Origin of the sequence: Haematospirillum sp. H4485 (assembly GCF_012102745.1) — a bacterium.
Classification (GTDB): Bacteria; Pseudomonadota; Alphaproteobacteria; order Rhodospirillales; family Rhodospirillaceae; genus Haematospirillum.
Map to the genome: position 1 here is coordinate 20,977 of NZ_JAAVSY010000006.1, position 25,825 is coordinate 46,801.

Below are 25,825 nucleotides of genomic sequence, written 5' to 3' on the forward strand. Positions count from 1 at the left end.
ACAATAAAGAGACCTTTGCTTAGACTATACCCTACAACAGTCCAAGCTATGGATATTAGCCCGATTCGGATGTGCACAGTCCGGGTTGCGTGTATCCTCGAAGGTTCACTGCTCCGCAAGGCAGCCCCCAGGAGACGTCCACGATGGAACATGACGTATTTCCGGTCCCGGAGTCCTTTGCCAGAAATGCCCTGATTGACAACACCCGTTATCTTGCCATGTACGACCGTTCTGTGAAGGATCCTGACGGATTCTGGGGCGAGCATGGCAAGCGCATCACCTGGATGCGACCTTACAGCCGGGTGCGGGATGTCTCGTGGGATCCTTCCAACCTGCATATCCGTTGGTTTGATGACGGTACGCTCAACGTTTCGGCGAATTGCCTTGATCGCCACCTGGAAACCAAAGGCAGCAAGACGGCTATTATCTGGGAAGGCGATAATCCGTCCGAGAGCGAGCATATTACTTACCGTGATTTGTACGAACGGGTGTGCCGCTTTGCAAATGCCATGAAAACCCTGGGGGTCAAGAAGGGCGACCGGGTTTGTATCTACCTTCCCATGATTCCGGAAGCAGCCGTCGCCATGTTGGCCTGTGCCCGTATAGGCGCCGTTCATTCCATCGTCTTTGGCGGTTTCTCCCCCGACAGTCTTGCCAACCGGATTCAGGACAGTGAGTGCGTTCTTCTCATCACGGCTGATGAAGGGCTTCGGGGTGGGCGTAAAGTTCCCTTGAAAAGCAATGCCGACCGGGCGCTGGAGCACTGTCCTTCTATCCGCAATGTTGTCGTTGTGCGCCGTACGGGTGGGGATGTGAGCATCAAGACTGGCCGGGACGTCTGGTACCATGATCTTGTTGCGTCGGCTTCGACAACCTGCCCTCCGGAAGAGGTGGAAGCGGAGCACCCGCTGTTTATTCTGTACACCTCTGGCTCAACGGGTAAGCCCAAGGGTGTGTTGCACACATCCGGGGGGTATCTGGTTTATGCCTCCATGACCCATGAATACGTCTTTGACTGTCGCGACAATGATATTTACTGGTGCACCGCTGACGTTGGCTGGGTAACGGGTCACTCCTATATCGTCTATGGTCCCTTGGCCAACGGGGCGACCACCCTGATGTTTGAGGGCGTGCCGAATTACCCCGCGGTATCCCGTTTCTGGGATGTTGTGGACAAGCACAAGGTCAGTATTTTCTATACGGCCCCAACAGCCATCCGCGCCCTGATGCGTGATGGTGAGGAGCCTGTCAAGCGTACCAGCCGTAAAAGTCTGCGTTTGCTGGGTTCGGTCGGTGAGCCAATCAACCCCGAGGCCTGGATGTGGTACTATAAGGTTGTCGGGGAAGGGCGCTGCCCGATCGTGGATACTTGGTGGCAGACAGAAACCGGGGGCATCCTGATTACGCCGCTTCCGGGGGCAACGGCCTTGAAGCCTAGTTCAGCCACGCGTCCCTTCTTTGGTGTTCGTCCGGTTCTGGTTGATGCCGAAGGCAAGGAGCTTGCGGGCGCAACAGAAGGCAACCTGTGTATTGCGGAATCCTGGCCCGGGCAGATGCGCACTGTTTACGGGGACCATGAGCGGTTTATCCAGACCTACTTCACGACCTACAAGGGCTATTACTTTACTGGTGACGGATGCCGTCGTGATGCTGATGGTTATTACTGGATTACCGGTCGTGTTGATGACGTGATCAACGTATCCGGTCACCGGATGGGTACGGCCGAGGTGGAATCAGCCCTGGTTGCCCATGCCAAGGTGGCGGAGGCGGCTGTGGTCGGCTATCCACACGATATCAAGGGACAGGGAATTTATGCTTATGTCACCTTGGTTGGAGGAGAGGAGCCAACAGAAGCCCTTCGCAAGGAGCTGATCGCCTGGGTTCGTGACGAGATTGGCCCGATTGCCAGCCCGGATGTGATCCAGTGGGCACCGGGCCTTCCCAAAACCCGGTCCGGCAAGATCATGCGGCGGATTTTGCGCAAGATTGCCGAACATGATTTCAGCTCTCTTGGTGATACATCCACCCTGGCTGATCCATCGGTTGTTGATGACCTGATCGAAAACCGCGACGGATAACTGACGCAGTACAGGAAGAAAAGGGGCCGGGTTGTATCACCCGGCTCCTCTTGCTTTTCAGCCAAACAGAAGCCCAAGATCGCGGAATACAGAGAGCTGGTGCCGGACGTAACCCTCCACCGTCTGTGTCACGGTCAGGCCATCGGCTGGCGTGACGTTGATTTCCTGCTTTTCCACACGTTCCAGCATGTGTTTGCAGATGCTTTCGATATCCTGCGTTCCGTCAAGATATTGTATCAGAATGCGGTCAACCTCTGACAGGGTGACCAGGCCATGGTAGCCATTGATCACGCGGTTGCTGAACGTGGCCCGATAGCGGGATACCTTCGACGTGATGGGCTTGTCACTGATTGTGGTGGTCTGCTTGCCTGGCTCGGTGTGCAGGGAAACAGATCCGCCGAGGACCAAGGCGCACAGATTGTTCAGAAATGCCCGGCGAATGGCGGCATGGTCTGTGGACCTTAGCTGACCGGCAACTTTCTGTATCAGGTCCGGCAGGGAAACAGGTTTCCCCCGTTCTGCGTACAGAACCTGGAATATGGCAATATCAAGCGCGCTGTGGGCGGTTGCTGTCTGTGGCCCGACGAATGTCATGGATGAGCCAGTCTCTTTCCCTTCTGTTTCCTGCGGGGCAAGGTGACTGACAAAGGAGTACCCTGAAAGCTTTTCAGGATTGATGGTGCGATCCAGGGCAATAGTGTCGTGACACAGGAGGGTGGAGCGGAAACGACGATTGGTCACAAAGTCCATGTACTGCTCAAGCCGGACAATGTCCTCAATCTCGCCCAGTACCTTGGACGCGTTGGGTGCCAGATTGCCGACGTACATGCTGGGCAGCATGGCATCGCCCAAGTAGGCCAGGCCGTTGTCTTTTGCCTGCCCTGCAAACTGGTGGAAGTAGTACTGGTGGTTCTCGGCCTCCAGGTGCTCGTGCAGGATATAGCTCTTTGAATGTCCCTCCAGAAGGGTCATCTCTTCCTTCAGGATCTCCAGGTATCCCTTGCGGCCGGGGTTGGTGTTGTCCGCCGCAAACTTGAGGATGGAAAGGGCCTGCGATGCTTTCTCTACCGGGTCGCTGAAGTTGTCGGCATGATAGCGCATCATGTCACGAACGCTGCGTACCTGGTTCCAGCCGGGGAGGGTATTGTAGCTGACGTACGCAATCCCGTTGGCGGTCAGATTGTGTTTCATGACCTTGAAGATATGGTCCCGCACCGCTTCAGGAACCCACGACAGCACGCCGTGGCAGATGATGTAGTCAAAGGTCCCCCATGTCTCATCGATGTCTGTAATCGATGCACAGTTCAGGCGGATATTGTCCAGGCCCAGAGCTTGGATGTGGCGACGTCCTTCTTCGATCTGTACGGAAGACAGATCCACGCCGACGACAGTGGCGTGTGGATAGTCGGCCGCAATGGGAATGATATTCCACCCGCTTGCGCAGCCCAGTTCCAGGACTCGAGCCGTCGCAATATCGGGAGCCTGCATGCCGAACAGCCGCCCAAGGGTCATCAGATGCGCAGGGTGCGTTTGCGCGAATGGATAGCTGTCATATGGCACGACATCATAAGATGTCTGTGCGCTGTTTTCCGAGAGAAAGCCCATAGTTACCTTGTTCCGGGTTGCACGTGAATAGCCGTGAGAATACAGCGGGAGAAGGGGCAGTGTTAAGCCATTAACGCGATGAAATAGCGATGTAAATCATCCCAAAGTACAACCTTTCCGGACAGTATCGGCTGCGCCCTAGTCTTGAACGTCCATTCTGCAAGAGAAGAGCCGGTATGCTGATAGTATTTTATTCCGTGTGTGGCGTGTTTCTCGTTCGTGACTGTTTGCGCTGTATGCCTTGAGCCAAACAGGTGCCTGTGTCACATTTCCAAGTGCCAAAACGCAGTTACGCTACAGCAAGTGGGCCGTGAGAATACCGGATTTTCCGGTCTCTTACGGCCCACTTCTGCATCTGGGTCAGGTTCCTTGAGTGTCCGTTCTCAGGCCTGCGATTCAGGAATCTTGCGTGTTGCACTGCGATCGACGACAGGGGCTTGTTCGGCGTTTCTTTGGCTGGTCGCAGTATGCGGGGAAGATGTCTCAGGCATTGATGGCTTTTCCCGTATTTTTTCTACGGTCCGGGTGGCGAAATAGGCCAGTACAATAGCCATCACAAGCTGCACCAGCCAATCTGGCATCATGGCATAGCTCTGCATGGCCTCGGCAAAAGTGCGTGGGTTAATCGCAGGCCATACCATCATGGCAATAGTTCCCAAGGTTATCAGGGGGCGTGGCAGGCGATTCAGGCTGTCAATGCAATAGTCCCAGTTCGATTTTCTGTCATGAATGTCTGCAACATTCTGAGGAAGAAGCGATGAGGGGACTGACTTGACTGTACGTGCCAACTGTCCGATGAGTCCTGATATGGTCAATAAAGGACTGATCTGTGCCATCAGGCTGTCTCCGTCTCTAGGCGATCAAGGCGTGCCATCCAGCCACGTTCAAATCGTTTTTGGCTTGGATTTGTGGCAATCAGATGTTCGAGAAATCTCCGGCGCTGTTCGATCAGGGCCGAGGCCAGGCGATCTCCCATCTCTGAAGCGGCCTTCTCAGCAGCAGCGCGCGTTGCCGGCCCTAGAATCCCGTCGGCAGGTAGAGGGCCGTATCCATTCTGGTTCAGAACGTCCTGCAGCCAGGTAATGGAACGATGTGGTCCTGAATTGATACCGGCATCCACCAACGCGGGCCGAATCAAAGCAGGCATGGCGTCAAAGCCTGGATCTTCGACATAACGTTTCTGGTAAATGGCGTGGGCTCCATCCTCCGACAGGTTCTTCACATCTTCGATAGTGGCCTGTCGGTTGTAATAATCAGAGAGGGTGGCCTGTGTAATGCCATGATTGGTGCAATAGCAATCCCACCGATGACCTTGGGCCGGGTTTGCCTTACCGTAGTGTGCACGATCCGCAGGATTATCGGTAAATCCCCCCTCTTCCTTGAGTATGGTATCGAGAATGGAACGCAGGGATATTGCCATGGCTCTGAACCTCATGATTTTTTGTTCTTGTTGCAGGCTAAATCTCTCATCACTAGATGACGTTGTTATTGGCAGTTATGACATCCAAATGTTGTCCATGAGGTTACTGAGCATGGTGAGATTTTCTATGGTACGCTGTCTTGATGGCATCATCCGGACCACCAGTGCGATGGCCCGGATGATGCGTGCAGAAGAAATAACCGGCAACAGTGATGCTCATTACAGCATGTCTGAAGAGTATACCGTCAGTGTTCCCGCCAAGGCCGGGAGCTTTATGGATGCGTCTTCATGGGGCGGAAGATAGGGAATGCCACCTTCAGACATTGGCATCTGGTCATTGGCGCTGCTGTTTGCCATCGGGCCAAGCCCAAGTGTACGTGCGCTGGAAATGGCATCGCCAAGAATTTCGGCACCGCTGTGCCTGACCTCGATAACAAAATCCTCCTCTTCGTTGCCATTGGTATCCCCCTTCAGGAATCCCTTGCTTGAAGCAGCACCATAGCCAAAAGCCTCATACCAGACAGCATGGGCCTGAGGGCCTGTCTGGCTGAAGACAAGTTCCTGATGTCCTGCTTCTCCTTCGTTTCCGTCAATGGCAGATAAATCTATTCTGTCCCCGCCCCATGAGTCGAAGTCGACAATCAGTACAGGGTCCCATGGCGGCGATGTATACGTTCCCGCAACGACAAAAACATCAGGATAAAAATTGATCCTACCGGATGGGCTATAGTCTACAGCGGGTGCATCACCAACCATAACTGTACCTTGGGCATCTGCAATCAGGATATCGCGCCCGGGGCCGCCGGAAAGAAGGCTTTTGTTGCCTGTTGCCTCAAGTACATCGTCCCCTTCCCCTCCGAACAGACTGACACCGCAACGGGGTGAGGATATCAGGTCATTTCCTGATCCACCCACGATAACGCCGGTTGCAGCGAAGATGCCTTGCTTGAAGACACCGTCCACACTGACCGCAAGCTTGCCCGTATCCAGTGGCATGATCGTCATGGAAGACGTCTCATGGGAATAGTCGGCAACACCGAACTTCCCTATGGCAGAGAGCATATTTTCATCCAGCATAATGAGAATCTCCACAAAAAGAACAGGAGCCTCGCAACGCTGGAAAGACTAGGCTTTATTGTATGTGTTTCAATTATAATGCGTGGAATGTCCACCGCTGGACATACTGTATGTGTACGAAATTAATGCGCCAGTGAAACAAACCGGGATATTTCCGGAGGCGAGAAGGAATCCCCCCGGTTTGTTAGGCTATTGTTGATGAGGGAAAGCGGATTCCTAAAAATCCAGGTCGGCATAGTGACGGGCAGGGGGAACCCCGGGTACAACATCAGCAAGGAGCGTTCGGAAACAGGGACGGCTTTTGATCCGTGCATACCAGTTACGGGCAAAGGGGTGTTCATCCCATGGAACGTCGCCGGTATAGTCAACAAGGGACAGGTGTGCCGCTGCGGTCAGGTCGGCTAAGGTCATGTTGTCCCCTGCCAGCCATTTGCGCCGTTCAGTCAGCCAGGTAATATAAGCCAGATGCATGTGAATATTGGTGCGACCAGCCCTGATATTGCGGGAGTCCGGAGATCCCCTTCCCAGCAGGCGACGCATCAGCTTCTCTGATACCAAGGGGATGGTGACTTCCAGCCGGAATTTATGATCAAACCATGCCGTCAGCCGCCTTGCCTCGGCCCGGTGGAAGATGTTGCCAGGCAAAAGAGGCGTATCGGGACAGATCTCCTCAAGATACTCACAGATGGTCTGCCCGTCGGATATGACGACTCCGTTCGGTTCCAGCAGGACCGGAACCTCTCCAGCTGGGTTAAGGGCAAGGAACGCTTCATCACGTTCCCAGTCAGCCTGCACTTGCTCCTGCGCATCAATACGTTTCTCGTGCAGGGCAAGGCGCACCTTGCGTGCTGAGGGAGAGATCCAGTGATGAAAAAGGGTTCTTGTACCCAACCGTGTTCCCGGAACCATATTTACCAACCGTGTCAGAGTGGGCCTGCCGACCCTTTGCCTTTATCATATACCTTTGGACACATGGCTACAGGTACTGATTTACGCAAAACGCATCGCTGTCTTTCTGTCCAGACAGCGATGAGCGATGTATCCGGGCATACGTTTGTTCCCATTCTGTGATTGGCTGGTCATGATCCGTTCAGGCTTATGGTATCAGGATGAAAGCATGGGCACGTCACATCACGACAGAAATGGTCTGTTGACGCCGAAACTGGTCACGGTCCTGCGCGATGGATACACCCTTTCCATGCTGCGGGCCGATATCATGGCTGGAATGACCGTTGCCATTGTTGCCTTGCCATTATCCATGGCACTGGCCATTGCATCCGGAACGACGCCGGATCGTGGGTTGGCAACGGCGATTGTTGCCGGTTTCCTGATTTCGGCCTTCTCTGGTTCGCGTTTCCAGATCGGCGGGCCGACAGGTGCCTTTGTTGTCATTGTCTTTCAGGTGATCCATGATCATGGTTATGACGGGCTGGTGCTTTCAACACTGATGGCGGGGTTTATCCTGATCGCATTTGCCCTGGCGCGTTTTGGTACCTATATCAAGTATATTCCCTATCCTGTGGTCACCGGTTTTACATCAGGCATTGCCTTGATTATCCTGACCAGCCAGGTTCCCGAGTTGCTTGGCTTGGGATTGAAGAACCCACCCCCTGACTTTATCGGCAAATGGGCTGCCATCCTGGAGCAGATCCGTCATACCAAACCGGAAGCGCTGACTATTGGCGGTATGACCCTTGTTGTTATCCTGGTGGTACGGCATGTGGCTCCGCGGGCGCCTGTTTTCCTGATCGGCATCAGTATCGGGGCTTTGGTAACGGCGCTGGGCGGAATGAACGTTGAAACAATCGGCAGCCGGTTCGGGGATATCCCGCGGACTCTTCCGGTTCCGGCATGGCCCGATATCAGTGTGCAGCGATTGGTGACACTGGCTCCCTCTGCCTTCACGATTGCCCTTCTGGCCGGTATCGAGTCTCTTTTGTCTGCGGTCGTTGCCGATGGCATGACCGGGCGGAAGCACCGTTCAAACTGCGAGCTTCTGGGGCAGGGGATTGCTAACATCGGGTCGGCCTTGTTCGGCGGCATGCCGGCAACAGGTGCCATTGCGCGCACGGCAACCAATGTACGGGCCGGTGGTCTGTCTCCGGTCTCCGGTATGGTGCACGCGGCGGTTCTGCTTGTCCTGATGATGGTTGCAGCGCCGCTGGCCCGGTACTTGCCGATGCCGTCACTGGCGGCTGTTCTGGTCATGGTTGCCTGGGGCATGAGCGAGATTGACCGCTTCCGCCGTCTGTTGAAGGCCCCTCCGGGCGATATTCTGGTCCTGCTGCTGACATTTGTGTTGACCGTTCTGGTCGACCTGACCTTGGCTATACAGGTTGGTGTTGTTCTGGCGGCCTTGCTTTTTGTGCACCGTATTACCCAGGTCATGGAGGAAGAGCAGGGCTTGCACCTGGTTGATGAAGACACGGATGATTTTGCGCGGGTGCGCAGCGTCTACAGTCCTGAGAGCGGTGGATCACGCCGTACCGTGATATACCGCATCAACGGGCCGTTCTTCTTTGGGATCGCCGGAAAACTGGCGGATATCCTGGAGAATATTGGCCAAGTTCCGGATACCTTGATCCTGGATATGGAAGCTGTCCCCGTTATTGATGCAACGGCGGCCCATGCCCTGGATGGTTTTATCGACCACTGTCTGCGCAAAGGCATAGTGGTTCGTCTGGCCGGCGTTCGTTCCTACCCGTTGCGTATTCTGAAGGATCTGGGGGTAGACAGGAAAGTAGAAGCCATCCTTCCCCGGTCTGAACGCGGAGATGACGGGCCATAATGTCTCGTCGGCTCCAGCCTGGATTGTCGGGTAAACTTCACTTTCCGGCTTGCTCCGGCCTGTAGTATGGTGCCCCGCTCTGGAGCGGGAACAATGGACGATCTATGACAGTGGGGCAAACCCGGGGCGAAGGTGTTTCCTTTATTGTGCCCGTGTATAACAAGAAGGACTGGCTGCCAGCCGTGCTGGCTGCCTTGGCCGCTCAGCGTGGCTCTTTTGCGCGCGAATATATTTTTGTCGATGATGGCTCTACCGATGGCTCCATGGAGATTGTGGAAGCTGTTACAGCTTCGTGGCCTGCGGTGAAGCTGCTCCGTCAGGCCAACACCGGTTCGGCTGCGGCCACAAATCGCGGTATTGCCTTGGCAAGTATGCCCTTTATCAAATTCTGTGACGCGGATGACCTGTTGGCACACGATGCGACGCGTGTCCTGCTGGATGCCTTGCGTGATACGTCGGCTTGCTTGGTATGGGGAGAACGGATCCTTTATCACCCGGGGCAGGCGGTGGACTTGGGGCTGACTTTGGTCCCTGATTGCGTGACTGTTGTGAATGACCCGTTGCCGTTGGCTTTGCGTAATTCCCTTTTCAATCCGACCCAGTTCCTGGTGCGTACGGATGCTGTTCGCCGTTCTGGTGGTTGTGATGAGCGCGTTGTCCATTCACAGGAATATTCCCTGACCTTGCGTTTGGCCCGTCTGGCACCATTTCTGCACCTTGATGTTCCTGTGGCCTGGATACCTGTGGATGTGCCCGGCCGTCTGTCAGGGCGGACCGGTGATCCCGGACGTCAGCTGCAGAGGGTAACCCGTGCTGTTGCTTTCTTCTTGCGTGATAATCCGGATGTTCCTGTTTCCTTGGTTCGGGAGGCGTGCCGCCGGGCCGCTGGTCGGGCTTGGAAATACCAGAAGCGCCACCGGGATCAAAAGATCCTGCTCTCTCCATGGTTCTGGAATTTGGTGTGCGCCTTTATGCCCGGCCTTAAGGGACCCGATTTTATTGAATATTGTGCCCGGGCTTTTGATACCGGACCGGGAGAATGAGCTGATGTGTGGGTTTGCTGGTTTACTGCATCCGGGTGGGCATGATCTTGATGTTCGTGCTGCTGCCATGGCCTCGGCCCTAGTGCACAGGGGACCGGATGATCATGGCGTGTTTACGGATGTGGATGCCGGGTATGCTGTAGCTTTCCGCCGTTTGTCGATCCGGGATCTGTCTGTCAATGGACACCAGCCCATGACATCCCATGATGGTCGATGGGTTCTTGCTTTCAACGGTGAGATCTATTTTCTGGACGAGGCCCGTGCGGCTGTTGAGGCAGCCGGTGGCGGTCCATGGGCTGGGCATTCTGATACTGAAGTCCTGCTCCAATCCATAGCTCTGTGGGGTGTACGGGGCGCCCTTGAGCGTCTGGAGGGTATGTTTGCGGTTGCCGTCTGGGATCGCCAACGGAGAGAGCTGACACTTGCCCGCGACAGGATGGGGGAGAAACCCCTGTTCTGGGGCCGGCTTGGTTCTGCAGTTCTGTTCGGTTCAGAACTTCCGGCCCTGCGTCGGTGGCCGGGTTGGGTTGGTGGTGTTGATCGTGTAGCTCTGGCGGGGTATCTGCGACAGGGGTGGATTGCCGCACCACGGACTATTCATCCCGGTATTTTCAAGGTTCGCCCCGGTTATATGGTTACGATGGCGGCTGACGGGACCGTGCGTGGTGATGAGGCGTACTGGACTGCTGCGGCCGAGTTGGACAAGGCGTCCTCCAGTCCTTTCGTCGGGGGTGTTGTTGATGCTGCCGACGAACTTGAGCGTTTGCTGCTGCGCTCTGTAGGGGCAAGGTTGCATGCCGATGTGCCTGTCGGTGCTTTCCTGTCCGGTGGTATCGACAGCTCAACGGTTGTGGCCATGATGCAGGCAACCGGTGTAGCCGGGGTGTCCAGTTTTGCCATAGGGTTCGAAGACCCGCGTTATGACGAGAGTCCTTTTGCCGAGGGAGTCGCGCGTTCACTTGGTGTTTCTCACCATACCTTGCGTATGACTGAGGCGGATGCCCGGGCCTTGGTCCCTCGTATGGCGACAGTATCCGGTGAGCCTTTTGCCGATCCTTCCCTGTTGCCGACGCTTCTTCTGTGCCAAGGAGCCCGCTCGCACGTGACTGTTGCCTTGGCTGGCGATGGTGGTGACGAGTTGTTTGGCGGGTACACCCGGTTCTCTGATGTCGCACGTCAGTGGGAGCGCCGTTTACCTTCTTCCCTGTCTTGCATTGCAGGCCATATTGCCCGTGCTTTGCCGGTTGGCTTTCTGGATCGAAGATTGTGTGCGCTTGGGCGTGCATTGGGATCCCATCGTGACAGCCGTCCGGTTGCCCGCCTGCGCCGAACCCTTGAGCTTTGGGCTGCCCGTTCTCCGGCGCGTTTGATGGAGCTGTACCACAGTCCGTGGCGTGATGATCTTCCTTTTGCCGTAACGGCTGATGACCTTCTTCCCGGCCTGCCTGTCCCTGATCTGGAAGACCCGGCCCTGGTCGCCATGGTGGTGGAAGCTTTGACCTATTTGCCAGATGACCTTTTGGTCAAGGTAGACCGGGCCAGTATGGCAGCCAGTCTGGAGGTGCGGTTGCCGTTTCTTGATCTGGCTGTTATGCGCCATGCTTGGAGTTTGCCCACGTCCTTCAAGATGGAAGGGGGCGTGACGAAGAAGGTTCTGCGCTCTGTCTTGCATCGTCATGTGCCGTCGGCACAGGTGGAGCGCCCGAAAATGGGTTTCGAGCCACCTGTCGGGGCTTGGATGCGTGGACCGTTGCGGGACTGGGTGGATGGCTTGCTCGATCCGCATCTGGTACGGCAGCAGGGTATTCTGGATGCGGGTGTTGTGTCTGGCCTGTGGCAGGCTTTTCGCGATGGCCGGAGCCGGCAGGTATTGCCGGTATGGCATTTGGTAATGTTTCAAGCCTGGATGCAGGATGAGGGGGCCTCCACGCTCGGGTAGCGGACTTCAAAGAAGTACAGCCCGCATGCAGGCGCAGTTGGCCCTGCGCTGCTGCGTGACCGTGCCTCCAGGGCCTTGCGGACATCCCTGTCGGTCCATTTCCCGGTTCCGACCAGGGACAGGGTTCCAACCATGTTGCGGACCTGATGGTGCAGGAAGGAACGGGCCCGCACGAAAATCTCGATCAGGGATCCTTCGGGGACGGGAGTGTGGGTCACAGTCAGAAGATCCAGGGTTTTCACCGGGCTGCGGGACTGACATTCGGTTGCCCGGAAGCTTGTGAAGTCATGGTTCCCGACCAGAACCTGTCCCGCCTCGTGCATGGCTTCTGCATTCAGGGGGCGGGCGACCCACCATACCTTGCCATGTTCCAGGACCGGGTGGGCGCGACGGCAGAGGATCCGGTAAACATAGGACCGTTCCAGCGCCGAAAAGCGTGCGTGGAAGTCATCATCCACCCTTTCGGCTTGCCTGACGGCAACAGGCAGGGGGCGCAGGTGGGCATTGATTGCATCGCGCACTTTTTCAGCAGGATCAGCGCGCTCCAGATCAATATGAGCAACCTGTCCGAGTGCGTGGACACCGGAATCAGTCCGTCCTGCCGCATGGGCAACGGGCAGGACGCCACAGTATCGCTGTGCAGCCTCCTCTATGGCCTGTTGTACAGACAGGCCATTGGTCTGCCGCTGCCAACCAACGAAGGCAGAGCCATCATATTCCAGTGTCAGCTTGTAACGGGGCATGGCTGGGCAAGGCTTTCAGGGCATGAACAGTCAGGATACAGGCTGGCCGTTGAGGAGAGTACCGGGAGGGATGGGGAACCCCCTGTAGAAGGCTTCGGCATCCATGGGATCTTTGCCTGCCCGTTGCAGGGATAAAAGGCGGACCGCACCATGGGAACAGGCAACCGTAAAGCCGTTGTCCAGAATGGCCCCGGGTTGGCCTTGTCCTTCAACGGGTTCGGCTGCCAGAACCTTGATCCGGGTTCCCGCATGCTCAAACCATGCCCCCGGGAAAGGGGACAGTCCGTTGATGTGGCGCGCAACCTTGGAAGAGGGGTGGTCCCAGACAATCCGTGCTTCTGCCTTGTTGATTTTCTCGGCGTAGGTTATGCCGTTTTCAGGCTGCGGCACAGCCTTCAACGTACCCCGTTCCAGTCCGTCCAGAGCTTCCAGAATCAGCGCTGCCCCTGTTTCTGCAAGGGTATCGTGCAACAGGCTGGTGGTGGTTGTATCGGTGATCGGTACGGTTTTTCTCAGCAGCATGGGGCCGGTATCCAGCCCGGCTTCCATCTGCATGATTGTGATCCCGGTTTCCGTATCTCCCGCCATAATGGCCCGGTGCACAGGCGCAGCACCACGCCAGCGCGGCAGCAGCGAACCATGGATGTTGATACAGCCAAGGGCAGGGACATCCAGAATGGCTTGTGGCAGGATGAGGCCATAGGCTGCAACAACGGCAACATCAGGTTTCAGGGCCGCAAGAGTTTCTGCTTCTTCTGGCCCACGCAGGGACATGGGGCAATGCACGTCAAGGCCCAATGATTCCCCGGCACTTTGAACCGAGGAAGGCCGCAGGGCCTGCCCCCGTCCGGCGGGGCGCGGTGGTTGGCAGTAGACTTTGGCAATGGTATGGCGGCTTGCCAGTGCCCGTAGTGCCGGCACGGCAAAGTCCGGCGTTCCCATGAAAACGACCCGCATCAGTCCTTGTCCTTCCGCGTGGCGGGGACATACTCGGCCTCCAGGGTTCCGTTCTTTTTGCTTTTGGTCAGCTTGCGCAGGATCATGTTGCGCTTCAGGGACGATATGTGATCGACAAACAAGGTCCCTTCAAGGTGATCAATCTCGTGCTGGACAACAACAGCCAGAAGGCCATCGGCTTCAAGCTCCCGCACTTCATTCTGGTGATCCAGGTAGCGGACCCGGACCCGGGCCGGGCGATCAACCAGTTCGTAGTGATCTGGAAGGGACAGGCAGCCCTCTTCATAAGGCGCTGTTTCCTCAGATGCCCAGATGATTTCCGGATTGGCCATACGCAGGGGAGCTGGCGGCTCTCCCCTGTCGGCGGCATCAATGACAATAATACGCTTGAGGACCCCGACCTGTGGTGCAGCCAGACCAACGCCCGGGGCAGCGTACATGGTTTCAAGCATGTCATCCATCAGGCGGACAATATCCCGGTCCACCTTTTCAACCGGGACCGCGCGTGCTTTCAGGCGCGGATCAGGGGCGACAACGATGGGCAACAGCGCCATGGGTGGGTTTCCTCGGAACGTACGGGACCAACATTGTATGTGGAAATAAGCTGCCTTGACGGGGAAATCAAGTTGCAGCGGCAGAAGGATGCGGGGCATCTTTGTTCTGTCCGGTATATCCCGACCGGCATGCCCTATTTCCGTGCAGGCTTTTAAGGCATGCCAAAGCCGACCGGACTTGATCCGGCCGGCTTTTCAGGGCCATTGAAGCCACAAAGCTGTATACTCGCTCCTGGTCTCAGATATTCAGGTCAAGGCGTGCCTTGCCACTGGAACTTGAAGTGTTGCGTTGCGGCTGCACCTGCCCGCCACCAATCTGAACCACCGCCTGTGCCAAGGCAAAGGCAGCAACTCCCAAGGCTTGGTCCGCTTGCCGGACGCGTGTTTCATAAACACGACGCGTGTCCTGCTCCGGCGGTACAGCGTTGCTCAGCGACTCCAGAACGGCTTGCCCCTGCTTGATACCAGCGCTGGCATCCTTCAGGACCTTGGCTACAACAGCGCCAAGCTCGGCCTCTGTTTTGGGAGGAGGTGATTGTGGAGCCGGAGTCCCGCTGTCCTGTATGGGCAGGCCATAGGGGAAATAATCCTCGGTGGCACCGGTTGTGATATCGGCAGGCGTTGGCTCCGGAACAATTTCCAGCCTTCGGCTTTGTTTACCCAAGGCTTCGTTCAGGGCGCTTGCTGCCCGCGCCGCTGCCTTGTCTGCTTCGGAGACGACGGGAGTAGCTGCGGTAGAACCTGATACCGGAACCAGGCGCGGGTCTTCGGCTGGCACGGTGGCTTCAAGGTCAACAGACACACCCGAGCCGGCTGCAGCCGAGGCGAGCAAGTCGGCAGCCTTGCGTATGGCATTGCCTGCCTCGGCTATACGCGCAAGCGCAGCCTCTGCTTTACGGGGGCTGTTCTCGGCCAGAGTCTTGGGCGTATCTCGTGCCACATCCCCAATGTCATCGCGTGCCAGACTGACCTGGACCCGTGCGCGCTGGATATCATCGGCCCGGGCCAGAAGACTCTGAACCCGCAGCGCAACTTCTTCCGGAGTCTGGCGGTTTGATCCGGCGTTGCTGTCAGCCCCGTTTCCACTGAAACGATCAGCACTGGCCGTCTGTATGTTTTCTGTCGTCTGAACCCGCTGAGCCTCAACATCTTCCCTGCGGACGGGAGGCTGCGGGAATGGCGCGCCCGCTGTGCGCAGACGTTCGACAGGACTAGTCATGGCCTTCTGCCTCCGTTGTCCTGAACTCCGCCCCGACCTCTATCTCCCTTACGAGAGACGCTCCGGGACAGGGAAGCCCGTTTCTTGGAATTCCCACAGGCACACTATACAGAATAAAATCTGCCTTTTCCAGATGCTGTCGAGTTTTCTAAAATAAACAGTCCGTATGCCATGATTCATTATAACCTGATCATATGAATAATTGTTTGATGTACTGTTATTCATGGGGGATAGAGTGTTTATAATAATCTGTCATTCTTTGATTATTGTTGTCGATCCAGACAAAATTCGCCTTTTCAGTGATGACTTTTATCCATGCCTTCCCGGGGTGTCCACTTTCTGTTGGTCACAAGGGATTCAACCCATGGGAGTATATGTCGCGCGATTGCCTCTGTTCCCTTTTCTGTCGGGTGCATGCCGTCTGCTTGAAGAAGATTGGGGTTTCCAGCTACCCCGTCCAGAAAGAAAGGAACCAAGGGAACGCTGTGCATTACCGCCAGCTCTGGAAATATTGCGTTGAACTCTGTTGCATACTCTTTGCCCATGTTGGGGGGGGCCAGCATGCCAAGCAGGAGAACCGCGATGTTATCCCTGTGTAGCCGGTGAAGAATCGTGTTCAGATTGACGCGTGTGTCCTTTGGGTTGATCCCTCGCAAGGCATCGTTGGCCCCAAGGCCCACCATGACAATATCGGGGCTTTCCTTCAGCATCCAGTCAAGGCGGGCCAGTCCCCCGGCAGAAGTATCTCCCGACACACCGGCATTGATCATGGTGACGGGCATCCCCTTTTCTTCCAGAAGACGTGCCAGCTGATCGGGGACCGATTGCCCCGGCGCCAGGTTGTAACCGGCCATCAGGCTGTCTCCCAGTGCCATCAGTCTGGGTCGCGACGAACTTGGTCCTGTGTCTGCCGCGTGGACAGCACGCCCTGTCCCGTTGACAGGAGACAGTATTGCCGCATATGCGAAAAGAGCAGCCCCGGCAACGCGGGCTATGGCAGGCAGGTGGGGAAAAAGAGCCATGGTATCCGGTCCGGGCCTTCAGTCAAGGGAAGCATCCGTCATGCTTGACGATATCCATGTCAGCCTGAAGGGTCCTGCCGGTCCGGTCAATATCCTGCGTGGTGTTTCGATTCGCATTGACAAGGGTGAGGCCGTGGCTGTGGTCGGCCCCTCGGGTTCAGGGAAATCGACCATGATGATGGTTGCCGCCGGACTCGAGCGGATTACATCGGGATCTGCGCGGATTTGTGGGCAGGATATCGGCCCGCTGGACGAGGACGCATTGGCTGTATTCCGACGCGATCATGTCGGGGTTGTTTTTCAGTCCTTTCATCTTGTTCCGACAATGAGTGCTCTGGAGAATGTTGCCATTCCCCTGGAGCTGGCGGGTTCAACAGAGGCATTCGAGCGTGCCCGTGATGGCTTACAGGCCGTGGGGCTTGGTCATCGCCTGCATCATGTTCCAGCCCAGTTGTCCGGGGGAGAGCAGCAACGCGTTGCCTTGGCCCGTGCCTTTGCCGTCTCTCCGGACCTTGTGCTGGCTGACGAGCCAACGGGTAACCTGGATGGGGCAACGGGAGCCATGATCATGGATCTTTTGTTTGACCATCGCCGCCGCAACGGGACGTCCCTGATGTTGGTAACCCATGACCCCGCCCTGGCGGCACGGTGTGACCGCACGGTGCATCTGGAAGATGGGCGGCTGGTGTCCCATGCCTGATAATAGTTCCCCGCATGACAGGGATAATATCAGGCCTTGGTCTTTGGCCCTTCGGTTTGCGCGCCGCGAGCTGCGCGGAGGGTTGCAGGGTTTACGGGTCATGATTGCCTGCTTGTTCCTGGGTGTTTTTGCCATTGCTGCGTCTGGTTCCGTGCGTTCAGCTGTAGAGGCCGGATTATCTGTCGGTGCCCGTTCTCTTCTGGGGGGAGATCTGGAGCTGCAACAGAGCCTTACGCGTCCGGGTGTTGAGCAGCGCCAGTTTCTGGCGCGGTACGGGATTGTTTCCGAGGTGCGTGAAATGAGGGCCATGGCCCGCTCGGTCGGGACAGGCAAGGTTGCCATGGTTGAGCTGAAGGCTGTGGATAGCCTTTATCCCCTGTATGGTGATATGGGCGTGGAGCCGGATGAACCTCTTGCTTCCCTTCTGGACAGGCGTGCGGGTGTGTTCGGAGCTGTAGCTGATTCGTCCCTAGCGCATCGGCTGGACATAAAGGTTGGAGACTCGTTCAAGCTTGGTGAGACAGCCTTGCAATTGCGTGCCCTGATAACGGCGGAACCAGACCGGGCGGCCTCGGTTATGGCGTTTGGTCCGCGCCTGATCGTATCGCCGGAGGGATGGGAGGCCACGCGTCTGGAGATGCCTGGCAGCCTGGTCCGCACAGCCCTGCGTCTGAAAACGCCACAGCCGTTGGACGCGGCGGATGTAGAGCGGGAGCTGGAGGCAGCCTTTCCCGGTTCCGGCTGGCGGGTGCGGGGGTTGGATGCTGCTGCTCCCGATGTGCGGCGTGTTCTGGGGAATGTGACCTTGTTCCTGTCCCTGGTTGGTCTGACAGCCTTGCTGACCGGTGGTATTGGTGTTGCCAATGCTGTTCGCACATTTGTTGGGGCGCGCATGGCAACGATCGCAACCCTGCGAACACTTGGGGCATCGTCCGCCCTGGTTTTCCGCATCTATATGTTACAGGTTTCCATCCTTGCCTTGTGTGCGGTTGGTGCCGCCATGTTTGCTGCCGCCGCTGTTCCTGCGGTGGTTGGTTTCCTGCTGGCCGACTTTTTTCCTGTCGCGTTGCCTCTGGGGATCTGGCCTGTGCCTCTGTTTCAGGCCGCTGCCGCCGGGTTGCTGGTTGCAGCCGTCTTTGGCCTCTGGCCCTTGGCGCGGTGTCGCGAGGTGCCAGCCGCAGCCTTGTTTCGTGGCGTGCACGTGGACTCTTCCTTCCGCCCCCGTGGGCTTGTAGTTCCGGTTATTATCCTGTGTGCGCTTGCCTTGGCTATGTTGACGATCCTGTCAGCCGAACGTCGTGATGTCGCCATTGGCTTTGTCCTCGGTGCGCTGGTGTCTTTTGGCTTGTTCCGCCTTGCTGCTGCGGCTGTCATATGGCTTGCATCCCGGGTGGTGCTTCGTGGTGCACCGCTCCTGCGTCTGGGATTTGCCAATGTATGTCGCCCGGGGGCGCCAACGGTTCCGGTTGTCCTCTCTCTGGGGCTTGGGCTGTCTGTTCTGGCAACCGTGGCGCTGATCGAGGTGAACCTCAACCAGCAGATCCGTGAACGGATTCCGGATACCGCTCCCGCCTTCTACTTTATCGATCTTCAGACAGCCAACCTGGACGCATTCCGTGCCGAGGTGGAAGCTGTTCCCGCAGCTCGTATCACCGGCACGGCGGATATGGCGCGTGGTCGTATCGTTGCTGTCAACGGGCAGCCGGTCGACGAGGCATCTGTTGATCCGGAGGTGCGCTGGGCGGTGCGCGGTGATCGTGGCCTGACCACATCGGCCCATCCTCCGGAAGGGTCGGTTCTGGTTGCCGGTGCATGGTGGCCACAGGATTATGGCGGAGAACCGCTGGTGTCTGTCGCTGCAAATGTTGCCCGTGGGCTTGGAGTTGCGGTGGGCGATTCCCTGACATTCAGCATTCTGGGGCGGAATATGGATGTCCGGATCGGCAGCCTGAGGGAGATCAACTGGTCCACCTTGTCCCTGAACTTTGCGTTTGTTTTCAACCCCCGTGCCCTTGAAGGTGTGCCCCGGACCTGGATTGCCACGGTTTATGCCGCCCCGGGGTCCGAGGATGCCTTGGAGCGTGCAGTTGTCCGTGCCTTGCCATCCGTTTCGGCGATCCGTGTCAAGGAAGCCCTGGACAGTGTCGCATCGATACTGGATCGTGCTTCATATGCTATTCGCCTGGCGGCATCTTTGGCCGTTATTGCCGGTCTTCTTGTTTTGTCTGCCGCGATTTCGGCCGGTCACAAGGATCGTGTGCGTGACGCTGTTATCCTCAAGGTTCTGGGGGCAACCCGGGCAACCCTCCTGAAGGTATGGATGCTGGAGTATGGTGTGACCGGTGTGGCAACCGGTTTTGTGTCTGCCGGTGTGGGGACTGTTGCAGCCCGTGTTGTTCTGCAGGATGTGATGAGATCCCAGTGGGTTTTTATGCCCGGTGTGACCTTTGCCATTGTTTGTGGAGGGTTGATCCTGGTGCTGGCTGGTGGCCTTGCCAGCGGGCTGCTGGCCCTGAGCGGTAAACCCGCAGTTGTTCTTCGGCATGAGTAGGGAATGGACCTGATCCGTTGGTAGCAGGGCTTTTCCTGTGGCTCCTGAAAACCGTACCGGGCGTGTCCGGTTCTTGTTGCGTTGCCCTGATTCCATGCCATATTCATAGGGACAGTGCTTGTTTTTTGTCTTTCAAGAGAGGGTTTCATGAACCTTGAGAACCGCAACACCTGGACCCGGGCGGATTCGGTCGCTGGCGTCGCCGAGATTGATGCCGGCCTGCGCGCCTATATGCTGCGGGTCTACAATTACATGGCTTCTGGCGTAGCCCTGACCGGGATTGTGGCTTGGCTGGTGGCCAATACGGGTCTGAGCAGTGTTTTCTTCAGCGCCGGTCCGCAGGGCATGCAGCCCTCGATGCTGGTATGGGGGGCGATGCTGGTCTCTGTTGGCTTGGCCTTTTTCATGTCATTCCGGATTGCGTCTCTCCAGTCGTCAACGGCCCAGGCATTGTTCTGGGCTTATGCCGCCCTGAATGGCGTCTGGATGGCCAGTATCTTCTTCACCTATACCGAGACATCGATTGTCCGCGTGTTTTTCATTACTGCGGCCTCCTTTGCCGGTCTGAGCCTTTATGGCTACACCACGCGGCGCAGCCTTGATGCCATGGGCGCATTTATGGCCATGGGCCTGATTGGTCTGATCATTGGCAGTGTGGTCAACATCTTCCTGGCCAGTTCGGCCATGCACTGGATGCTGTCTGTTGTCGGGGTGATCATTTTTGCTGGCCTGACAGCCTATGACACCCAGAAGGTCAAGGAAATGTATCTGGAAGCTGACGGCCATGACATGGCCCTGAAAAAGTCGGTTATGGGGGCTTTGACCCTGTATCTGGACTTTATCAACCTGCTCCTGATGCTGCTCCGCTTCTTTGGTCAGAACCGCGAATAAGAACTCTCACGTTTACCATATCTCAATCTCAGGGGGGCTTTCGGAGTGTCGGGGGCCCCCTTGTTTCTTGTCTGGTCGTGATTTCCGTAACAGCGGGATCAATGGGTGGGTGGATTTAGCCTCGTGTTTGGTGGTGGCCTGTCCTAGACTTCCGCCGTCTTTGCGCTGATGCAGGTTTTTACTTTATGGCTTTGCTTCGTTCGGTATCGATTGTTGGTTTCTTTACCTTGCTGTCGCGGTTTACCGGCTTGGCGCGTGAGGCGCTGATTGCCCATTACCTGGGCGCCGGCATGGTAACGGACTGTTTCAATGTTGCCTGGAAGCTGCCAAACCTGTTCCGTCGCCTGTTTGCCGAGGGGGCTTTCTCGGCTGCGTTTGTCCCCTTGTTCTCGGCAACGCTGGAGCAGGAGGGTGAAGACGGTGCCCGGGTCTTTTCCAATCGGGTCTTCTCCTTTCTTGCGTTGGTGCTGGGGCTGTTCAGCGCCCTTATGATGATTGCCATGCCTTGGGTCATGCACGTTTTTGCGCCTGGTTTCAGCGAGATCCCGGGCAAGCATGAGTTGGCCTCTGATCTGGCCGGTATTACTTTCTCGTATCTGTTCTTTGTTTCCCTGTGTTCATTGCTGTCCGGGGTCCTGAATTCCCTTGGCCGGTTTGCTGCCGCAGCAGGAACGCCGGTCCTGTTGAATGTGGTCAGCATGGCTGGACTGGTCTGGTTGTCGGATTTTACGCCCACGCCGGGTCATGCCTTGGCGTGGGGAACGGCCTTGGCGGGGGTTGTCCAGTTTCTGTGGTTGTTGCACTCTGCGTGGAGAGTCGGCTTCCTGCCCCGTTTGGTCCGTCCTTCCCTGTCGCCCAAGGTTCGCCTTTTGCTGATCCGGATTGTCCCTGTTGCCTTCGGGGCAGGGTTGTATCAGGTCAGCCTTCTGATTGACGTTGTGCTCGCTTCACTCTTGCCGGAAGGTTCCATCAGCTGGCTCAACTTTGCCGACCGCCTGAACCAGCTGCCGCTTGGCGTGGTTGGTATTGCGATGGGAACAGCCCTGTTGCCGGTTCTGTCCCGTCAGCTGGCCGCTTCAGACGAGGCTGCGGCACTGGACAGTCAGAACCGTGGGGTGGAGCTGTCCCTTCTGTTGACCCTGCCGGCCATGGTGGGGCTTGTGCTTCTGGCTGAGCCCATTGTGGCCTTGGTGTACGAGCGAGGGGCCTTCACCGCTGCAGACACAGAGGCTACGGCAGCAGCATTGACAGCGTTCTGCCTTGGCCTGCCGGCGTATGTTCTGGTCAAGGTTTTTACCCCGGGTTTCTTTGCCCGTGGTGATACGTCCACGCCATTCCGGATTGCGGCTGTGGCGCTTGGCATCAACGTGATCTTGAACCTTGTCCTGATGCAGGTCATGGCGCATGTCGGGCTGGCGCTGGCAACGGCTATCGGCAGTACGGTCAATGCCATGCTTCTGGGCATTGTTCTCTGGCGTCGCGGGCACTATCGCATGGACCGTCGCCTGTTACAGCGTCTTCCCCGTACCCTTCTTGCAACCAGCCTTATGGGTGGCGCTGTCTATGCCGTGGGTTATGCCATCCCCTTGTTTATCCCGCTTCTATCATGGGGTGTGTTAGTGGTGCAGATTGTGGCGGGTCTTGTTGTTTTCTTTCTTTCTGCTTTCCTTTGTGGTTCCGTCCGGCGTGAGGATCTGGCCTACTTGCGGGCCATGCGTCGCTCCCAACCCCATGCTTGATCGTGTGCCCTGTGTAGGGTATCCCATCCGCCTGCTGACGGGCTTGCCGGGTGCAGGGTTTGCTTCTTGATAACAGGATCGTATGATGAAACGTATTTTTTCCGGCGCACAGCCTACCGGAAACTTGCATCTGGGCAACTATCTTGGGGCAATCCGTAACTGGGTAACGCTACAGAAAGACTTCTCTGACTGTGTATTCTGTGTTGTTGACCAGCACGCGATTACCCTTTGGCAGAATCCCAAGGAACTTCACCGTTCCATCCGGGAACTGGCAGCAGCCTATATCGCGGCCGGTATTGATCCCGGGAAATCCATTCTTTTCAATCAGTCTGCCGTTCCCGGTCATGCCCAGTTGGCGTGGGTTTTCAACTGCGTTGCCCGTATCGGCTGGATGAACCGGATGACCCAGTTCAAGGACAAGGCCGGCAAGAATCGCGAGAATGCTTCTGTCGGGTTGTATGTTTATCCAACCTTGATGGCGGCAGATATTCTTCTGTACAAGGCAACGCATGTGCCGGTCGGGGAAGACCAGAAACAGCATCTGGAATTGACCCGGGATATTGCAATCAAGTTCAACAACGATTTTGGTGTGGATTTATTCCCCGTTCCCGAGCCCTTGATCCTGGGAGAGGCAACCCGGGTCATGAGCCTGCGTGACGGCACCAAGAAGATGTCCAAGTCTGATCCGTCGGATTATTCACGTATCAATCTTGCCGATGATGCCGATGCCATTGCGCAGAAGATCCGCAAGGCCCGCACGGACCCCGATCCCTTGCCCGAGGTTGTGGCCGGGCTTGCCAACCGGCCCGAAGCCGACAACCTGGTGACCATTTTTGCCGCCCTGAAAGGAATCAGCAAGGCGGCGGCCTTGGCCGATGTCGGGGGGCAGTCGTTTGCCGTGTTCAAGGGCATGCTGACGGACCTTCTGGTTTCCGAGCTGGCCCCGGTCAGTGCGGAGTGGCGGCGACTGGTGGCTGACCCTGCTTATATCGACTCTGTCCTGCGTGACGGTGCAGAGAGAGCCTCTGTCCTGGCACGCCCCATTCTTGATGAGGTTTACGATACTGTCGGGTTCCTGCGACCTTAACTGACGGGAAACATTCTTGTCTTCGGATCCCACGTCTTTCCCAAGATGTGGGGTCTTTTATCATTCACTACAGATGTTTCTGCTGTGACTGTCTTCGGTGCAGGGTACAACAGAAGAAATACCCTGTTCTTGTTTTCCAGCAGACTTTCGCGAACACCGGGGACTCTGAATGCAGGTCTATCTCCCGATTGCTGAAATGTCGGTAAATATTTTTCTCGTTCTCGGGATCGGGATCGTTATCGGGTGGCTTTCAGGTTTGTTTGGTGTTGGTGGCGGTTTTCTGATGACCCCGTTGCTGATGTTTCTGGGGGTATCGCCTGCTGTTGCGGTCGGAACCGGGGCCAACCAGATTGTGGCTTCGTCTGTTGCCGGGGTTATGGCGCACTGGAGACGGGGGAATGTTGATGTCCGTATGGGCATGGTTCTGCTTGTCGGTGGTCTGGCGGGATCAGGAATAGGGGTTTTCCTGTTCCGTTGGCTTCGGTCTGTTGGTCATATCGATCTGGCGATTGCGTTGTGCTATGTCGTGTTTCTGGGGACGATCGGCTCCCTTATGCTGGGCGAAAGCCTGTTGGCAACCTGGCGTGCCCGCCGCCCGGGACATGTTCCTCGCGATGCCATACAGGAAGAGCACGGTCACTGGGCAGACCGACTCCCGCTGAAAATGACGTTTCATCGTTCCCGGCTTTATATTTCTGTGATTCCACCGTTTCTTGTCGGGGTTCTTGTCGGGGTTCTGGCTGCGATCATGGGGGTTGGTGGTGGTTTTGTTGCCGTTCCCGCCATGATTTACGTGCTGCGTATGCCAACCCAGGTGGTGATCGGCACATCCCTGTTCCAGGTGATCTTTGTCAGTGCCAATACGGCCTTCCTGCAAGCCCTGCTTAACCAGACCGTAGATGTCATGCTGGCGCTGACATTGCTTGTCGGGGCTGTGACCGGCGCCCAGTTCGGGGCCCGTTTCGGCAGCCGTATCAAGGCCGAGCAGATGCGCATCCTTCTGGCACTTCTGGTGCTGGCTGTCTGTATTCGTCTGGCGTTTGATCTGATGGTCGAACCCGAGGAGCTTTTTATTCTGGGTGGAGGAGGCTGATGTCCAGACTCCGCCTGTGTTGTCTTCTGTTATCCATTCTTCTGTTCGCCCTGCCTGGCGTGTGTCATGCGAACCGTCAGCAGCCGGTTGTGGCTGATTTGTCCAAGCATCTGGTGGCTATCAATGCCGGATTCTCCGGGACTGATGTGCTTCTGTTCGGGGCTACCGATGGTCCTGGTGATATTGTCCTGGTGGTGCGTGGTCCCCCGCAGCAGCAGATCGTTCGTCGCAAAACAAAATCCGGTCCAATCTGGATCAATGGCGAATCAGTCCTGTTTGACAGTGTGCCTGCCTTCTATCTTGTTGCATCCAGTGCGCCGCTGGAGGAAATCCTGCCAGACAGCGTGCGACGATTACACCAGATCGGGTTATCTTACTTGAATCTGGAGGTTCTCGAACCCGTTACCGAAGATGCGCATATGACGGAGCCCTTCCGTCAGGCGTTGGTTCGTCTGAAGGTTCAGCGCGGGGTCTATTTGACCACCGTTGGCACGATTGATCACATGGCCAATCGTCTGTTCCGGTCCGAGCTGCAGTTTCCCTCCAACGTGCCAACCGGAACCTATATGGTGGAAGTTTACTTGGTCCGCGACCGGCGCGTTGTCAGTGCCGAGATTACGCCACTCAGTATCAGTCGGGCCGGATTGGGGGCCGAGATTTTTCTGTTTGCTCATGATCATGCCGTGCTGTATGGCGTTCTTGCCATTCTGGCTGCAGCCGGCGCGGGGTGGTTTGCCACCCTTGTTTTTCGACGTAACTGAGAGCTGGAGAAACCCGAATGGGGGACAGCGCACAGGGCCGTGTACGGCGTACTTTTCTGGTCGTTGTGGATGAAAGCGAGGAAATGCGTGCGGCGTTGCGCTATGCCTGCCGCCGTGCACGGCGTACAGGCGGGCAGGTTGCGTTGCTGCGTATCATCCAGCCACGCGAGATCCAGCATTATGCTCTGATCGGGGAGCGTATGGCTGACGAGCTTCGATATCAGGCCAGCAGTCATCTGAATGAATTAGCTGCAGACGTTCAGCATATTTCCGGTACCGCGCCTGTTTTATTGATCCGCGAGGGCGAGTCGAGTGAGGAGCTTCTCAAGCTCCTTCAGGATAAGCCGAATATCAGTGTCCTGGTTCTGGCGGCAGGAACCGGCGCTGATGGTCCGGGGCCTCTGGTATCCGCCCTGACAGGTCGGTTGGCGCATCTTGTGCGGATTCCGGTCACGATTGTCCCCGGTGCCATGACAGATGATGCAATTGATTGCATGACCTGAGCCGAACCTATGTCCTTTTCTCCTGCTTACATCAGGACTGGAGCAGTCCTATTTC

At 56.7% G+C, this 25,825-nt stretch carries 22 protein-coding genes; 12 read left to right on the forward strand and 10 right to left on the reverse strand.

Annotated elements, in window-relative coordinates; translation table 11 throughout:
- The first annotated feature begins 143 nt into the window (after nt 1-143).
- Nucleotides 144-2,078 carry an acetate--CoA ligase gene (acs, locus tag HEQ61_RS05970; RefSeq protein WP_168020903.1) on the forward strand — a complete coding sequence of 645 codons (1,935 nt, stop codon included), beginning with the start codon at nt 144-146 and terminating at the stop codon, nt 2,076-2,078.
- A 57-nt stretch (nt 2,079-2,135) separates the two neighbouring features.
- On the opposite strand, the gene HEQ61_RS05975 is transcribed toward acs, so the two are convergent.
- The 5 genes from HEQ61_RS05975 to HEQ61_RS05995 all read right to left on the reverse strand — a co-directional run bounded on the left by HEQ61_RS05975 (nt 2,136) and on the right by HEQ61_RS05995 (nt 7,071).
- Nucleotides 2,136-3,683, reverse strand: a complete 1,548-nt coding sequence (locus HEQ61_RS05975) for a methyltransferase regulatory domain-containing protein (RefSeq protein WP_168020905.1) — start codon at nt 3,681-3,683, stop codon at nt 2,136-2,138.
- 383 nt (nt 3,684-4,066) lie between these two features.
- A complete protein-coding gene (locus HEQ61_RS05980) occupies nt 4,067-4,519 on the reverse strand; it encodes a 3TM-type holin (RefSeq protein WP_168020907.1) in 453 nt (150 codons plus the stop codon).
- Nucleotides 4,519-5,118: a glycoside hydrolase family 108 protein gene (locus tag HEQ61_RS05985; RefSeq protein ID WP_168020909.1), complete on the reverse strand. Its 600-nt coding sequence runs from the start codon at nt 5,116-5,118 to the stop codon at nt 4,519-4,521. The genes HEQ61_RS05980 and HEQ61_RS05985 overlap by 1 nt, the downstream gene beginning before the upstream one ends.
- A 204-nt stretch (nt 5,119-5,322) precedes the next feature.
- Nucleotides 5,323-6,180, reverse strand: coding sequence for a M10 family metallopeptidase C-terminal domain-containing protein (locus HEQ61_RS05990; protein WP_168020911.1), 858 nt, complete (start codon nt 6,178-6,180; stop codon nt 5,323-5,325).
- A gap of 216 nt (nt 6,181-6,396) precedes the next feature.
- On the reverse strand, nt 6,397-7,071 hold the full coding sequence (locus HEQ61_RS05995; RefSeq protein WP_245183157.1) for a glutathione S-transferase family protein: 675 nt from the start codon (nt 7,069-7,071) through the stop codon (nt 6,397-6,399).
- A 226-nt stretch (nt 7,072-7,297) separates the two neighbouring features.
- Between HEQ61_RS05995 and HEQ61_RS06000 the strand changes: the two genes are divergently transcribed.
- From HEQ61_RS06000 to asnB, 3 genes are all read left to right on the forward strand, one after another.
- A complete protein-coding gene (locus tag HEQ61_RS06000; RefSeq protein ID WP_168020915.1) occupies nt 7,298-8,968 on the forward strand; it encodes a SulP family inorganic anion transporter in 1,671 nt (556 codons plus the stop codon).
- 104 nt (nt 8,969-9,072) lie between these two features.
- Nucleotides 9,073-10,011, forward strand: a complete 939-nt coding sequence (locus tag HEQ61_RS06005) for a glycosyltransferase family 2 protein (RefSeq protein WP_168020917.1) — start codon at nt 9,073-9,075, stop codon at nt 10,009-10,011.
- Nucleotides 9,977-11,950 (forward strand): asparagine synthase (glutamine-hydrolyzing), encoded by a 1,974-nt coding sequence (gene asnB, locus HEQ61_RS06010; RefSeq protein WP_322099212.1) that lies wholly within the window; start codon nt 9,977-9,979, stop codon nt 11,948-11,950. Before HEQ61_RS06005 ends, asnB begins: the two co-directional genes overlap by 35 nt.
- Here asnB and truA read toward each other — a convergent pair.
- The 5 genes from truA to HEQ61_RS06035 all read right to left on the reverse strand — a co-directional run bounded on the left by truA (nt 11,908) and on the right by HEQ61_RS06035 (nt 16,445).
- Nucleotides 11,908-12,693 (reverse strand): tRNA pseudouridine(38-40) synthase TruA, encoded by a 786-nt coding sequence (gene truA, locus HEQ61_RS06015; protein WP_168020919.1) that lies wholly within the window; start codon nt 12,691-12,693, stop codon nt 11,908-11,910. The genes asnB and truA overlap by 43 nt on opposite strands.
- Before the next feature lie 30 nt (nt 12,694-12,723).
- A complete protein-coding gene (gene fmt, locus HEQ61_RS06020) occupies nt 12,724-13,650 on the reverse strand; it encodes a methionyl-tRNA formyltransferase (RefSeq protein ID WP_168020920.1) in 927 nt (308 codons plus the stop codon).
- Nucleotides 13,650-14,204 carry a peptide deformylase gene (def, locus tag HEQ61_RS06025; RefSeq protein WP_168020922.1) on the reverse strand — a complete coding sequence of 185 codons (555 nt, stop codon included), beginning with the start codon at nt 14,202-14,204 and terminating at the stop codon, nt 13,650-13,652. Before def ends, fmt begins: the two co-directional genes overlap by 1 nt.
- 238 nt (nt 14,205-14,442) lie before the next feature.
- Nucleotides 14,443-15,423 carry a hypothetical protein gene (locus tag HEQ61_RS06030; RefSeq protein ID WP_168020924.1) on the reverse strand — a complete coding sequence of 327 codons (981 nt, stop codon included), beginning with the start codon at nt 15,421-15,423 and terminating at the stop codon, nt 14,443-14,445.
- Between the two features lie 296 nt (nt 15,424-15,719).
- Nucleotides 15,720-16,445 carry an arylesterase gene (locus HEQ61_RS06035; protein ID WP_168020926.1) on the reverse strand — a complete coding sequence of 242 codons (726 nt, stop codon included), beginning with the start codon at nt 16,443-16,445 and terminating at the stop codon, nt 15,720-15,722.
- Here HEQ61_RS06035 and HEQ61_RS06040 point away from each other — a divergent pair.
- The 8 genes from HEQ61_RS06040 to HEQ61_RS06075 all read left to right on the forward strand — a co-directional run bounded on the left by HEQ61_RS06040 (nt 16,444) and on the right by HEQ61_RS06075 (nt 25,770).
- Nucleotides 16,444-17,145: an ABC transporter ATP-binding protein gene (locus HEQ61_RS06040; RefSeq protein ID WP_245183159.1), complete on the forward strand. Its 702-nt coding sequence runs from the start codon at nt 16,444-16,446 to the stop codon at nt 17,143-17,145. The two genes, HEQ61_RS06035 and HEQ61_RS06040, sit on opposite strands and share 2 nt — an antisense overlap.
- On the forward strand, nt 17,138-19,696 hold the full coding sequence (locus HEQ61_RS06045; RefSeq protein ID WP_168020928.1) for an ABC transporter permease: 2,559 nt from the start codon (nt 17,138-17,140) through the stop codon (nt 19,694-19,696). The genes HEQ61_RS06040 and HEQ61_RS06045 overlap by 8 nt, the downstream gene beginning before the upstream one ends.
- A gap of 147 nt (nt 19,697-19,843) precedes the next feature.
- Nucleotides 19,844-20,587 carry a Bax inhibitor-1/YccA family protein gene (locus HEQ61_RS06050; RefSeq protein WP_168020930.1) on the forward strand — a complete coding sequence of 248 codons (744 nt, stop codon included), beginning with the start codon at nt 19,844-19,846 and terminating at the stop codon, nt 20,585-20,587.
- A gap of 185 nt (nt 20,588-20,772) precedes the next feature.
- Nucleotides 20,773-22,326 carry a murein biosynthesis integral membrane protein MurJ gene (gene murJ / locus HEQ61_RS06055; RefSeq protein WP_168020932.1) on the forward strand — a complete coding sequence of 518 codons (1,554 nt, stop codon included), beginning with the start codon at nt 20,773-20,775 and terminating at the stop codon, nt 22,324-22,326.
- A gap of 85 nt (nt 22,327-22,411) precedes the next feature.
- On the forward strand, nt 22,412-23,413 hold the full coding sequence (gene trpS, locus HEQ61_RS06060) for a tryptophan--tRNA ligase (RefSeq protein WP_168020934.1): 1,002 nt from the start codon (nt 22,412-22,414) through the stop codon (nt 23,411-23,413).
- A gap of 169 nt (nt 23,414-23,582) precedes the next feature.
- A complete protein-coding gene (locus HEQ61_RS06065) occupies nt 23,583-24,506 on the forward strand; it encodes a sulfite exporter TauE/SafE family protein (RefSeq protein ID WP_168020936.1) in 924 nt (307 codons plus the stop codon).
- Nucleotides 24,506-25,267, forward strand: coding sequence for a TIGR02186 family protein (locus HEQ61_RS06070; protein WP_168020937.1), 762 nt, complete (start codon nt 24,506-24,508; stop codon nt 25,265-25,267). The genes HEQ61_RS06065 and HEQ61_RS06070 overlap by 1 nt, the downstream gene beginning before the upstream one ends.
- 17 nt (nt 25,268-25,284) lie before the next feature.
- The gene (locus HEQ61_RS06075; RefSeq protein ID WP_168020938.1) at nt 25,285-25,770 is read left to right on the forward strand and encodes a universal stress protein; all 486 of its coding nucleotides are present in this window, start codon (nt 25,285-25,287) and stop codon (nt 25,768-25,770) included.
- Nucleotides 25,771-25,825: the final 55 nt, after the last annotated feature.